The sequence below is a fragment of the Mesorhizobium sp. P2_D5 genome, from assembly GCF_056404355.1.
This window is the reverse complement of the sequence record NZ_JBFUEE010000002.1, coordinates 121,550-133,783: the sequence shown is the minus strand read 5'-3', so window position 1 is coordinate 133,783 and position 12,234 is coordinate 121,550. Positions and strand designations below refer to the sequence as shown.

The following is a 12,234-nucleotide window of genomic DNA, read 5'->3' as shown; positions in this document are numbered from 1 at the left end:
CCCTCGGAGAAAACCATGAGCGATATTGTTGATTACTACGACCTCTCACGCATCCGTCCCGAGGTGCAGGCCAAGCTGCGGCTGGTGAACGAGCTTGGCCGCGACAAGTTCGCGGGACGCGCCAAGGGGATCGACGATGACGCCTCCTTCCCGGTCGAGAACTACAAGGATCTGGCCGCCGAAGGCTTTCTCGGCCTCTGCATCCCTGAGGAATTCGGCGGCTGGGGCTATTCGATGTTCGAATATGCCATGGTCGGCGCCGAGATCGGCAAATATTGCGGCGCCACCGCGCTGACCTTCAACATGCACAACTCGTCCATGGCCTGGTCGCGCTTCATGGTCGACATGCCGAACCTGACACCGGAGGAGAAGGCTGCATTCGCGCCGTTGCGCGAGCGCCAGTTCCGCCGCGCCATAGCCGAAAAGGCGATCTATTCGCAGCCGATCTCCGAGGGCGGACAGAACTGGACTTCGAAGCCGAACCAGACGCAGTGCCGCAAGGTGGACGGCGGCTGGAAGATCAACGGCTTCAAGAAGTTCGCCTCGCTCGCCGGCTATTGCGACTATTACACCATCGTCTGCACGGAGGTGTTCGAAGGCCAGGAGCCGCGTCACGAGGACACGATGCTGTTTGTCGTCCACAAGGACGCGCCGGGCCTCAGCGTCAAGGGTGACTGGGATCCGCTCGGCATGCGCGGCACCAACAGCCGCGACCTCATCCTGAAGGATGTCTTCGTTACCGAGCAGGACATGCTGATGCCGCGCGGCATCTTCGGCAAGACCCTGCCGAACTGGCCGCATATGATGATCACGCTGTCGCCAACCTACATGGGCGTGGCGCAAGGCGCCTTCGACTTCATGGTCGATTACCTGAAGGGCAAGATCCCCGGTCAGCCGCCCATCGACCGGCGCATGTATGCGACCAAGCGCGTCGCCGTCGGCAAGATGTATGCGCGGCTCGCCAACATGCGCGCGCTCTGGTGGCAGGCTTTCAGCGAAGCCAAGGGCTTCCCGACCAAGGGCGAGGTGCTGCGCATGTACGCCGCCCAATACAACGTCATGGAGGGTGCGGCAGAGATGACCTCGATGGCGATCCGAACCTGCGGCGGCCAGTCGATGCTGAAGTCCTTGCCGCTGGAGCGGATGTACCGCGACAGCCGCTGCGGCGCGCTGATGCTGCCTTACACTTCCGAGATCATGGAAGACTACCTTTCGGTCCTCGCACTCTATGACATGGACGAGATCGATTCCGCTCCGGGCGACGAAGGCGGTGCCCGCATGTCGCTGTGGCGCGGCGATCACGGCGCCTTGCGGTCGGTCCGGTAGACGCCGATGGCGCGCGAAACGGTGGAGGTCATCGGCGCCTGCGCCGCCTCACCGGAGGCGGTGTGGTCCATCGTCGCGGATTTCTGCGGTCGATGGCACCCGATCATCGCGACCATTCGCGCGGAGCGCGACGAGCGCGGTGCGCTGGTCCGCAGCTTCACCGTTAACGGCGAGGACACCGTCTATCGCGAGCAGCTCACTTGGCTGAGCGACAGCGAGCGCACGCTCGCCTATACGCATCTCCAAGGCATCGCCGGCGCCGAGGCCTATGACGGCCGCATCGCCATCGCCGCCGACGGTCGGGGCGGCTGCATCGTGCGCTGGAGCGCAGATGTAAACGCCGCCGCCCCGCGATTGCAGGAAATCTGCAAGGGCACGAAAGCGATCTTCGAGATGGGCATCGCCGAGCTTTCCGAGAAAGCGCTTAAGATCCGCAGCGCGGAGCCGCCGCCTCTACCCGCCCCTGTTGCCACGCGCGACATCGTCATCGATGGCGATCCCCGCCTCGGGCTGACAACGACGCCGGACAGCGATGGGCCGCTCTGCCTGTTCCTGCACGGCATAGGCGGATCGCGTGGCAACTGGCTGCAGCAACTCGCGGCCGCCGGCAGCGTGATGCGTGCGGCCGCACTCGACCTGCGCGGCTATGGCGGCAGCGCGCTCGGGCGAAACCAGTCGACGGTGGACGACTACTGCGCCGATATTTTGCGGGTGAAGGAAAACTTCGGCGCCGACCGGCTGGTTCTGGTCGGCCTTTCCTATGGCTCGTGGATCGCCACCTCTTTCGCCATGCGTTATCCACAGATGCTGGCCGGGCTGGTCCTGTCGGGCGGTTGCACCGGCATGTCGGAAGCCAGTTCAGAGGAACGCGAGGCCTTCCGCGTCAGCCGCAAGGTGCCGCTCGATGCCGGCCAGACGCCGGCCGACTTCGCGCCGGCGGTGGTGAAAGTGCTGGCAGGACCGAACGCTTCGGATGAGATGAAGACGCAGCTCCTTCAGTCGATGGCGGCGATCCCGTCGGCGACCTACCGCGATGCGCTCGTCTGTTTCACCAATCCGTCCGAGCGTTTCGATTTCTCGCGCCTGATCATGCCGGTGCTGATGATGACGGGCGAACATGACCGGCTGGCTCCGCCATCGGAGATCCGCGGTGTCGCCGAGCGAATATTGGGTCAGGTCTCCCGGCCCGATATCCGCTACGAGACCATCGCGGATGCCGGCCATGTCTGCAATGTCGAGCAGCCCGAGGCCTACAGCCGCATGCTGCTGGACTTTCTGGGGAAGCTACCGAGATGACCGCCTTGTCCCGCCGACAGCAAAACAAGATCGAGCGCGAGCGGCGCATCCTGGAAGCTGCGCTGAAGGTCTTTTCCGAAACCGGTTATTCCGGCGCCAACATGGATGCCGTAGCCGTCGAGGCGGGACTGTCGAAGCCGACACTTTACCAGTACTTCCAGTCAAAGGAGGCGCTGTTCTCGGCCATGATGCTGGGCGAGCGCGACCAGATGCTGGACGTCTTCGAACATCCTTCCGCGCGCGGGATGGTGGCCGACCTCCTCGAATTTTCCTGGGACTATGCTGACACGGTGCTGCGTCCGGACCTCCTGTCCCTGGCTAGGCTCATCATCGGCGAAGTGCAGCGCTTTCCGGAGATCGGCCGCGCCTATCAGGAGGTGGGCCCGGATCGCCTGCTGCGCGGCATCATGGACTATCTGGAAAGCCAGCGGCGCGCAGGCCGACTGGCTTTCGACGACGCCGAACTGGCGGCACAGGATCTGTGGGGCCTGATCCTTTCGGCACCGCGCACCCAGGCCCTCTACATGCCGGACCGTTTCCCGTCGCGCGCCGAGGTCGCCCGCTATCTGCACAACGGCCTGCGCGTATTCCTCAAAGCTTATTCTACACAGCCCGAGACCGATCTCACCGAACTCGCGCGACTTATCGGCGCCCATTCCCTCAATCAGGTGCAACATGACAGTTGACGATTACCTGGCCGATCCGGCCAGCCGCTTTGCCACCGTCGCGATGACCGACACCAACGGACTGCTGCGCGGACAGATGGTCTCGACCAGCAGCCTGAAAGGCATTGCTAAAAACGGCATGGGCATGGCTCCCGCGCAACTGGCGCTGGACCCGACCGATGTGATGCTCATCATCCCGGGCGTCAACGACGACAAGGGTGATTTTCACGATGACCCCTTGCAGGTCGACCCGAATTCTGGCCGCCGCCTGCCATGGTCGAAACCGGGGCATGACCTGCTGGTCCTCTCCAACTACACCGGCGCCTCGGCACAGATATGTCCGCGGGCGATCCTGAAATCGGTTCTGGCCCGCGCCAGCGAAGCGGGGCTGGTGCCGAAATACGGAATGGAGCTGGAATACACACTTTTCGACGAGACACCGGAAAGCGCGAAGGCGAAGGGCTACCGCAACCTCAAGACAGCGACGGCTCACGCCAGCCACGACCTGATCCTCTATCAGGTTGTCCAGACCGAATGGTACGAGGCGCTGGCCGCAATCTGCGAGCCGCTGAAGATCGATCTCGCCAAGATGCACGAGGAGATCGGCGCAGGTTTCATGGAAGCCTGCATCGGAGCAGGCGTAGGTACGGAACCGGCCGACCAACTCGTCCTCTTGAAGAACTTCATCCGCGCGCTGGCGTTGCGGCAAGGCCGGTCCGTCACCTTCATGCCGCGCTGGAACGAAAAGGCGGACAGCCAGTCGATCCATTTGCACATCAGCCTGAAGGACAGGGACGGCAAGACGCTGTTTTGGGATCCAAACGAAAAGAACGGCGTCAGCCGCACCTTCCGCCACTTCCTTGGCGGTCTCCAAGCCTATATCGGCGACATGACGCTGGTCTTCCAGCCGACGGTGAACAGCTACCGCCGCTTCGCACCGGGCACCTTCGCGCCGCCCGGCCTGACCTGGGGTTTTGAAAACCGCACCACATGCTTTCGCCTGGTCGGCCATGACGCAGGGACGCTGCGGGTGGAAAATCGCCTGCCGGGCGCCGATTCCAACCCTTATCTCTCGGCCGCGGCCACAATCGCCGCCGGGATCGCCGGTGTCATAGGCGAGATCGAGCCCGACCCCGAGACCATCGGGTCAGGCTACGCGCAGAAACCCGCCCGCGACTTCGCCCGCTCGATGCCAGAGGCGATCGAACGGCTGCGCGGATCGAGCTTCGCCAAGGACTGGCTGGGGCCGCGCTTTGTCGAGGCGTTCACGGCGACCCGAGAGTGCCAGCACGACGAATTCCGCCGCAAGGTTCCGGACGTGGAACTGGAACGTTTCTTCGACCTGGGGTGAACGACCATGGATACTGACCTGCGCGCCCGTTTCATCGAAGGCATGAGCCGCGTTGCCGCCGCCGTCACCGTGGTGACCACGGACGGCGAGGCAGGTCGTTTCGGAGTGACCGTTTCATCGATGACCTCGGTGTCGGCCGACACCAGCCGGCCCTCCCTGCTCATCAGCGTCCATCACCTCAGCCCTGCATGCGAGGCGATCAAGAGGAACAGGCGGTTCTGCGCCAATGTGCTCAGCGGCAATCAGAGCTTCGTCTCGGATCTCTTTTCCGGCCGCCTCAAAAATCTGAACGACGACAGGTTCGGCGCGATCGCCTGGCACCCCGGCGCAACCGGCGCGCCGGTCATCGATGGTGCCGTCGTTTCGCTCGATTGCGAGCTCAAGACAGCCTTGCTGTGGGGGACCCATTTCCTGTTCATCGGGGAGGCCGAGACCATCGACCTTTCGGCGCAGCGTTCGCCGCTGGTTTACGGCAATCGCGGCTACCGGCGCGCCATCCCGATCGCTCCGGACGATCATCGGCCACCGCACCCGGCCAACCACCTCAGCATCGGTTTCTTCATCACGCTTGGGCCGCAATTCGTGCCAGCCCTCGTCGCCCGCTTCGCAAGCCAGCAGCCGGATGTCGACATCCGCCTTCTGGAAGCAGACCACGACGATCTTATCGAACAGATGCGCGCCGGCAGGATAGAGGCTGCCATCACCTTCGGACAGGTGAACGAGCCTGATCTCGACGCCGAACTCATCTGCCCGCCGGCTCCGCATGTGTTGTTGAGCGCCGGTCACGCGCTAGCAGCAAGGTCTCGTCTGCGGCTCGCCGACCTGGCTGACCTGCCCATGATCCTGCTGGACTATCCTTCCGTCCGCGCGGCCACGGATGCCTTGTTCAAGCGCACCCAGCTTCAGCCGCTCATCCGCTTCCAGTCGCCATCTTTCGCCATGGTGCGAGGTCTGGTCGCCCAGGGGCTTGGATATTCCATCGTCCCGCAGGCGCCGCAGACCAGGACCGCCCCCGACGGCAAGGAGATCCTGGCCATACCTCTGGATGAGGACTTTCCCGAGGGAGCAGTCATCGCGATCACGCCGCGCGGCAATCAAAGGAGCGAGTCGGTCGAGCACTTTCTCGCCAAGTGCCGGGGGTCCTTCGGGCATCTCGCCAACGGAGAGCGATGACGACCGGGGCCGGACGGCCGCCTGAACAAAACAGACGTCAACCAACAATGGACCGGTCAATCGGCCATGGGGAACACAGAGGGAGAACTGCCAAAATGAGTACCGCAGGAACCAACCAACTTCGCAGAAATTCACTGGGCCTGATCGCAGTGACCTTTATGGTCATCTCGGCAGCGGCCCCGCTTACCGGCGTTGCCGGCGCGATGCCGCTCGCGTTCATGCTGGGCAACGGCGCCGGCATTCCGGCGACCTTCATCTTCGTGACGCTGGTGATGCTTGCCTTTTCGGTCGGCTACGTGGCGATGTCGCGGCATGTCACCAATGCCGGCGCCTTCTACGCCTATGCCGCGCGCGGTCTCGGCGGGCGGGTCGCCGGCGCCGTGGCGCTCGTGGCGGTGGTTGCCTACAACGCCATGCAGTTTGGACTGATCGGCCTCCTGGGGGGCATCGCCGCTGGTGTCTTCGGCGAACTCGGGCTGACCCTGCCCTGGTGGGGATGGAGCCTGATCGCCGTCCTGCTGGTCGGCATACTCGGCTACCGTCAAGTCGACCTGTCGGCAAAGGTTCTGGTCGTGGCCGTTGCGCTCGAATACCTGATCGTCCTGATCGTGGATTTTGCAATTCTCGGCAAGGGCGGCGCGCACGGGCTGGCGCTGAACCTGTTCGATCCGAACGCGATGTTTTCAGGTTCGCTGACTGCCGCGATCCTGTTTTGCCTGGGATCCTTCATCGGCTTCGAAGCGACGACGATCTACGCCGAGGAAGCCCGCGACCCGGAGAAGACCATTCCGCGCGCCACCTATCTTTCGGTGCTGATGATCGGCATCTTCTTCGTTTTCACCACCTGGCTGATGATCGTTGGCATAGGCGCCGAGAAACTGGTGCCGACCATCCAGGGCTACGGCGATCCCTCGGCACTCTTCTTCGATCTCGCGGGGCGCTATGTCGGCGGTCCAGTGCCGACCATCGCCGGCATTCTGCTGGTGTCGAGCCTATTTGCCGCGCTGTCGGCCTTCCACAACTACATCGCCCGATACAGCTACGTGGCGGGACGCGAAGGCCTGCTGCCCGCAGCCTTCGGCCGCACCCACGCGGATCACCAGAGCCCGCACATCGGCTCGGTCGCTCAGACGATCGGCGCCCTGGTCGTGCTGGCGATCTTCGCCGGGCTCGGACTCGACCCGGTGCTCAACATGTTCACCTGGATCAGCCAGGTCGGCACGCTCGGCGTCCTCGGCATGATGACCGTGACCTCGCTCGCGGTCATCGTCTTCTTCCGCAAGAAACACATCGGCGCGCCGGCGCTGTCGACCGTGATCCTGCCCGCCTTGTCAGGGCTCATCATGGCCGCACTGTTCGTCTACATCTTCCTGCATTTCGGCGACCTCACCGGCACCACCGGTGGCGTGCTCGGGATAATCCTGCCGGCATTGATCCCGGCCGCCGCCGTGGTGGGATACTTGTTGGCGATGCGGTTGGAGAAGGCCGATCCAGTCCGCTTCGCCAATATGGGAGTAAACCAGATTTAGGAAACGATGGACGGAATCGAATTCCGTTCGGACGACCGTGGCAGCGCGAAATAATCGCGCTGCCACCATCCGTCTGAATGACACCCCGTGCGAGACGTCCTCAGCCAAGCGTGGCTTCGACTGCTGAATCGGGGCCAGCCTGGACTGCGTATCACCCTGAGCCGTTCTGGCGCCGGGATGTCCACCACGAATAGGCCACACATGCGAGTGCTGCGGTCAGCAGGATAGCCAGCACCGCCGGGCCGACGCGATCGTCCGGCAAGCCGAAAAGAGGCAGCGACACGGTGAGCAGCCCGGCCGCCCGAAAGACGAGGCCGCCGAAACGGTGAGTTCTCGTCCAGACGTCCCGATCCGCAAGAGTCCAGGGTGTTCTGATACCGAACCATCGGTTGGGCTGCAGGAGCGGCATTCGAGCACCGACGACGATCATGATCACGCCGAGGATGATCGGCATCAGCCGAAGGCGGTTCGTCTGGAATCCAAGCGCCGAAGCAATCGAGAAGGCCTGCAGTAGGATGAGCAGCAAAAGGCCGATGAGCCACGCATGGTCCGGCGCAAGACTTCTTGCGGGTTCGCCGGGTGCCTGCCTGTTCTCGACCTGCCGCCCCGGCCACAGGCGCAGAACCATCCACAGCACGGCGAGCAGCACCGGCGCACCAAGCAATGCGACCCAGCGGCCCGCAAAGACGTCCGCTTCGCCCGACGCCGACCAGTGAACCGCAATGCGTGCATCCGGCGACGTGAAGAGTGCCGCGACGATGCCGCTCAATACCATCACAATGAGCGCAATCAGCCTTCGGTGAATGAGAGGTCTCCCTGTTCGACCATTTGCCAGTTCAGGCGGCCGGTTCGCAGCGCCGCGTCCGCTCGCGTTACCGCGAAGGAATGCTGCCCCGAATCGGCGCCAGGATCAACGGCATGGCCAAACACGGCCTCGCATTCGATGTGAGCCCAATGTAAACCCTTTCTTAACTCACATTAGCAACGGTTAAATAACGTACTTTTCTTGCCTGAAAACTGGCGATAGGGTAGTAATCTTTAAGTTTCCGCCGCGAATTTGGAAACAATATTACGCTGACAAACTGACGATTGTCACATTCTAGAGGCATGGCCAACGCGCTCAGCGTAGGGGGAACCTATGGTGTCGCCTTATGCAGATTTCATAAAGAAGCTCCACAGGGACAAAGCGTTCCGGCAGGCATTCGCCGATGATCCGCGCGGCATTCTTCGCGCGAGCGGGCTCGATCCAGACCTCCTTGACCTGCCTTCCAAGATCGATTTCGACGCGCTGGAACGGCGTATCGACGCGCAAATTTCCTCCGCTCCGCCGGATGCGGCCACACTGAGGCATGCGTCGGCACAGGAACTGTGGGACAGGTTCAATTTCATCCGCGTCAACTATGATCTTGCGTCGCCGTCGATCCCAGCGACGAGCATCATCTACGGTACGACGGCAACCACCTCCGTCATATCCCTTGTTACGGCGCAGGGCAGCGCAGCCCGCACGGATGTGGAGTTGGCGCGTCTCGGCCGGTTGCGCAAATTGACCCGGCTGCCAGCAAGTGCCCTCAGTTTTGCGGTGAGCGGACCGGACGGGAGATCACTGCACGGCCTCGGCATCGAAGCGATCAAGGCGCTGGTCGACCGCCTGCGCTGAGCGGCCCCACGCCCGCAAGCATGCGAAATACAAGGAGCTTGTCATGGGAACCGAAGCGGCGAGTTTCATCAACCGGTTGCGCAAGGACAAGGACTTTCGCCACCGCTTTGTCCAATCGCCCAAGGACGTTTTGTCCGAAGAGGGGCTGAACCCCGACGTGCTGGCGCTTCCCGACCGCATCGACGAGCGGGATCTGCTGAAGAAACTCGAACACGTGTTTTCGGGGCGAGAGTGGCAAGACGAGTTCGCACGGGCCAAGCCGGAGACGTTGACGGTAGGGGAGTTGTGGGAGCGGTTCGGCGTGATCGGCTGGAAGGGTTCGGCAGCCGGGGGTGGCAAACCCGGGATCGACGTGTCGGTTGCCTCGGCGGTAGTCATCTACGGCGTCTCCGTGGTGACGTCCTCATCTACGCAGGTGGCGGCAGCCGGATCATTGGCCATGACATCGGTCGAGCAGTTGAGGTCACTGCGCGAACTGGCTCGCTTTCCCAAGGAGAAGCTCAGCTTCTCCATCGTCGGGCCGGATGGCGTTGCCATCGAGGGCGTGAACGCCGACATGCTCGCCGCCTTTCTCGCACGTGTGAAGTGATGGTGCGCCCCAATGCTTGACGTCTACGATGGTGATCCGACGAAGACGGTGCGCTGGTGGTCCGGCCCGTCCGAGCCACCACGCGTCTGCGTCTGGGAAATCACGCTGAAGTGCGATCTCGGATGCCGGCATTGCGGTTCGCGGGCTGGCGCTGAACGCCCTGGTGAGCTGACGCTCGAGGAGGCCCTCGACACCGTGAAGCAGCTTGCGGCGCTTGGCGTTCGCGAGGTCACGCTCATCGGCGGCGAGGCCTATTTGCGGGATGACTGGGTCGATATCGCCAGCGCAGTCACCAAGGCCGGAATGGCCTGCACCATGGTGACGGGCGGCTATCGCTTTGATGATTTCCGAATCCAGGAAGCGCTCGCGGCCGGCATCAGGCGGATCGGCGTGTCGATAGACGGCATCGGCGCGACGCACGACCACCTTCGCGGCCGCATCGGCAGCTACGAAGCAGCACTCGACGCAGCGAGACGGATCATGGCCACTGGCCGGATCGGCCTCAGCGTCAACACCCAGATCAACCGGCTTAGCCTGCCGGAATTGCCGGCGCTTGCCGACCTGTTGGTCGAGATCGGCGCGAGCGCCTGGCAAGTGCAACTGACGGTCGCGCTCGGCCGCGCGGCAGACCGCCCGGACCTTCTGCTGCAGCCCTACGATATGCTCAACGTGATGCCGCTGCTGGCAAGGCTCAAGCGGACGGTGCTGGAGCCGGGCGGCGTCCAGCTCTTCCCTGGCAACAACATCGGCTATTTCGGTCCGCACGAGCCCTATCTGCGCTACGGCGGCGCCGACGGGCATACATGGAGCGGTTGCCTCGCGGGTCAGGCTGCGCTGGGCCTTGAAGCCGATGGCACATTGAAGGGCTGTCCCTCCTTGCCGAGCGCCGACTATGGTGCGGGCTCGGTGCGCACCAGCTCTATCGAGGACATGTGGCGGTCGAGTGAGCGTATACGCGGCCTCGGCGCCAGGACGCGCTCCGATCTGTGGGGTTTCTGCGCCACCTGCGAACACGCCGATCGCTGCAAGGCCGGCTGCACATGGACGGCACATGCGCTGTTCGGGCGCCCCGGGAACAACCCGTTCTGCCACCACCGGGCACTGACGCTCGCGGGCCAGGGCCTGCGCGAGCGGATCCGTCTGGTCGAGCGTGCCCCCGGCGTGCCGTTCGACTACGGCCGCTTCGAGATCATCGAGGAGCCGCTGGATGGCGAGGAAGGCGATCAAGGCGGGCTCGAGGAGCTTGCCGCGCTCGCGACGCTCTTGGGCGCGGCCGGCAGCGGTGTCTGGTCGAACGCCGGGCTGCGGGCGGCGACGGCAAAGACGGCGCAGCCCCGTCACCGGGAGGCCGCGCCATGAATGCGATCGGCACAGACGTTCAACGTCCGCTCGAACTGGGAATCATGTTCACGCACCGTTGCCCGATCGCCTGCCGCCATTGCGGCATCCTTTCCGGCCCGGACAATTTCGACAGCATGGCCATGGAATTGGCGGAGCGCTGCATCACCGAGGCAGCCTCACTCGATCCCAGGCCGTCGACGATCGTCTTCACCGGCGGCGAGCCGATGATGTACCCGCACCACCTGGAGCGCCTGCTTGGCGTGGCCAACCAGCTGGGATTTGCGACACGGGTGATCACCAACGGTTTTTGGGGCCGCAATCAAGCCACCGGCCGGCGCCTTCTCTACCGGCTGCAGCTCGCCGGGCTTGATTCCCTCAATTTCAGTGCCGACAAATTTCACCTGGAATTCCTTCCGGCCGAGGTATTCCGTCGCGCAATCGAGATCGCCTGGGAAGCAGGCTTTCCAGTCATCGTCAACACGGTCCTCAATATGCCGGGCGATCCTGTCGCCCTGTTCTCGCAACTTTACGGCATCCCCACCGGGAAGATCCGCCTCTTCGACGAGGACGAGTTCATCAGGCAGGTGGCTACGGATACAGTGCCACCCGAATTGAGCCAGATGGTGAACCTCTCGTTTGGCAGGCTTGTCGGCCTCGGACGCGCCGCCGAATACCCCGAAGAGCACTACCGCTCGGATCTCGCCACCTACACGTACACGCCTTGCCAAGAAGTGGTGAACCGACCGGTCATCTACCCCGACGGCAGTTTTCAGGCGTGCTGCTGCGCCGGCGGCAAGATCGCGAGCTTCACGGTCGGCAACGTGCGTGAGCGTTCGCTCGCGGACCTGTTTGACGAGATGCAAACGCGGACGCATTTCCGGTTCATAAATCAGTTCGGTCCGCGCGCACTGCATGAGGCGATTGCGGAAATGAGCCCAGATCGCTCCTCCGACCCTGACGGCTACGCCTCGATTTGCGACGTCTGCGTCGCGGCCACGAAAGGCTTGTGCGCGAAGGAAGTCGACGCGCGCCTCGATCATTGGCTGCTCAAGCGATTTCTCGAGAAGGATGAAATCTCGGCCGCGAGCGAACCGAAGCGGTCGGAGCTGGCGGAGCGTGACGAGGAAGGCGTGATCGCGGCCGGCTTTTTCGACACCGGCCGGCGACTGCCTGGCGCGCCGGAAGATATGAAAATTTCAACTGGATCGCTTGAAAATGTAATATGAGTAACATATAATAAAAAAATCTTGAAAAGTGCTGAAACCTGTGCTGATATTTAGTCGGTGCGGCATTTATATTTGTATACA

Annotated in this window: 11 protein-coding genes; 10 read left to right on the top strand and 1 reads right to left on the bottom strand. The window is 63.1% G+C overall.

All coding sequences use genetic code 11. The features are described 5' to 3' along the window. Positions 1–15: 15 nt before the first annotated feature. The 6 genes from AC1DYW_RS07535 (at position 16) to AC1DYW_RS07510 (ending at position 7,340) form a co-directional block, all read left to right on the top strand. On the top strand, positions 16–1,326 hold the full coding sequence (locus tag AC1DYW_RS07535) for an acyl-CoA dehydrogenase family protein (RefSeq protein WP_477225675.1): 1,311 nt from the start codon (positions 16–18) through the stop codon (positions 1,324–1,326). Positions 1,327–1,332: 6 nt separating this feature from the next. Then, on the top strand, positions 1,333–2,622 hold the full coding sequence (locus AC1DYW_RS07530) for an alpha/beta fold hydrolase (RefSeq protein ID WP_477225674.1): 1,290 nt from the start codon (positions 1,333–1,335) through the stop codon (positions 2,620–2,622). After that, positions 2,619–3,308, top strand: a complete 690-nt coding sequence (locus AC1DYW_RS07525) for a TetR/AcrR family transcriptional regulator (protein ID WP_477225673.1) — start codon at positions 2,619–2,621, stop codon at positions 3,306–3,308. The genes AC1DYW_RS07530 and AC1DYW_RS07525 overlap by 4 nt, the downstream gene beginning before the upstream one ends. After that, the gene (locus AC1DYW_RS07520) at positions 3,298–4,638 is read left to right on the top strand and encodes a glutamine synthetase family protein (RefSeq protein WP_477225672.1); all 1,341 of its coding nucleotides are present in this window, start codon (positions 3,298–3,300) and stop codon (positions 4,636–4,638) included. The genes AC1DYW_RS07525 and AC1DYW_RS07520 overlap by 11 nt, the downstream gene beginning before the upstream one ends. 6 nt (positions 4,639–4,644) lie before the next feature. Beyond that, positions 4,645–5,811, top strand: a complete 1,167-nt coding sequence (locus AC1DYW_RS07515; protein WP_477225671.1) for a LysR substrate-binding domain-containing protein — start codon at positions 4,645–4,647, stop codon at positions 5,809–5,811. A 95-nt stretch (positions 5,812–5,906) separates the two neighbouring features. Beyond that, positions 5,907–7,340: an APC family permease gene (locus AC1DYW_RS07510; RefSeq protein ID WP_477225670.1), complete on the top strand. Its 1,434-nt coding sequence runs from the start codon at positions 5,907–5,909 to the stop codon at positions 7,338–7,340. A 151-nt stretch (positions 7,341–7,491) separates the two neighbouring features. Here the strand turns inward: AC1DYW_RS07510 and AC1DYW_RS07505 are convergent, their stop codons facing one another. Beyond that, positions 7,492–8,109 (bottom strand): SdpI family protein, encoded by a 618-nt coding sequence (locus AC1DYW_RS07505; protein WP_477225669.1) that lies wholly within the window; start codon positions 8,107–8,109, stop codon positions 7,492–7,494. A gap of 369 nt (positions 8,110–8,478) precedes the next feature. Here AC1DYW_RS07505 and AC1DYW_RS07500 point away from each other — a divergent pair, with 369 nt between their 5' ends. The 4 genes from AC1DYW_RS07500 to AC1DYW_RS07485 are packed head-to-tail and all read left to right on the top strand — an operon-like array spanning position 8,479 to position 12,153. Beyond that, positions 8,479–8,997, top strand: a complete 519-nt coding sequence (locus AC1DYW_RS07500; RefSeq protein WP_477225668.1) for a hypothetical protein — start codon at positions 8,479–8,481, stop codon at positions 8,995–8,997. A 43-nt stretch (positions 8,998–9,040) separates the two neighbouring features. After that, complete coding sequence (locus tag AC1DYW_RS07495; protein ID WP_477225667.1) at positions 9,041–9,586, top strand: hypothetical protein; 546 nt, start codon at positions 9,041–9,043, stop codon at positions 9,584–9,586. A gap of 12 nt (positions 9,587–9,598) precedes the next feature. Further along, complete coding sequence (locus tag AC1DYW_RS07490; protein WP_095080450.1) at positions 9,599–10,945, top strand: radical SAM/SPASM domain-containing protein; 1,347 nt, start codon at positions 9,599–9,601, stop codon at positions 10,943–10,945. Beyond that, positions 10,942–12,153 (top strand): radical SAM/SPASM domain-containing protein, encoded by a 1,212-nt coding sequence (locus AC1DYW_RS07485; RefSeq protein WP_477225666.1) that lies wholly within the window; start codon positions 10,942–10,944, stop codon positions 12,151–12,153. The genes AC1DYW_RS07490 and AC1DYW_RS07485 overlap by 4 nt, the downstream gene beginning before the upstream one ends. Positions 12,154–12,234 lie beyond the last annotated feature (81 nt).

What these genes read in the sequence shown, in the direction of transcription:
- AC1DYW_RS07525 (WP_477225673.1), top strand. Translation starts at nt 2,619, where the DNA reads ATGACCGCCTTGTCCCGCCGACAGCAAAACAAGATCGAGCGCGAGCGG.
- AC1DYW_RS07495 (WP_477225667.1), top strand. Translation starts at nt 9,041, where the DNA reads ATGGGAACCGAAGCGGCGAGTTTCATCAACCGGTTGCGCAAGGACAAG.
- AC1DYW_RS07535 (WP_477225675.1), top strand. Translation starts at nt 16, where the DNA reads ATGAGCGATATTGTTGATTACTACGACCTCTCACGCATCCGTCCCGAG.
- AC1DYW_RS07515 (WP_477225671.1), top strand. Translation starts at nt 4,645, where the DNA reads ATGGATACTGACCTGCGCGCCCGTTTCATCGAAGGCATGAGCCGCGTT.
- AC1DYW_RS07485 (WP_477225666.1), top strand. Translation starts at nt 10,942, where the DNA reads ATGAATGCGATCGGCACAGACGTTCAACGTCCGCTCGAACTGGGAATC.
- AC1DYW_RS07530 (WP_477225674.1), top strand. Translation starts at nt 1,333, where the DNA reads ATGGCGCGCGAAACGGTGGAGGTCATCGGCGCCTGCGCCGCCTCACCG.
- AC1DYW_RS07510 (WP_477225670.1), top strand. Translation starts at nt 5,907, where the DNA reads ATGAGTACCGCAGGAACCAACCAACTTCGCAGAAATTCACTGGGCCTG.
- AC1DYW_RS07500 (WP_477225668.1), top strand. Translation starts at nt 8,479, where the DNA reads ATGGTGTCGCCTTATGCAGATTTCATAAAGAAGCTCCACAGGGACAAA.
- AC1DYW_RS07490 (WP_095080450.1), top strand. Translation starts at nt 9,599, where the DNA reads ATGCTTGACGTCTACGATGGTGATCCGACGAAGACGGTGCGCTGGTGG.
- AC1DYW_RS07520 (WP_477225672.1), top strand. Translation starts at nt 3,298, where the DNA reads ATGACAGTTGACGATTACCTGGCCGATCCGGCCAGCCGCTTTGCCACC.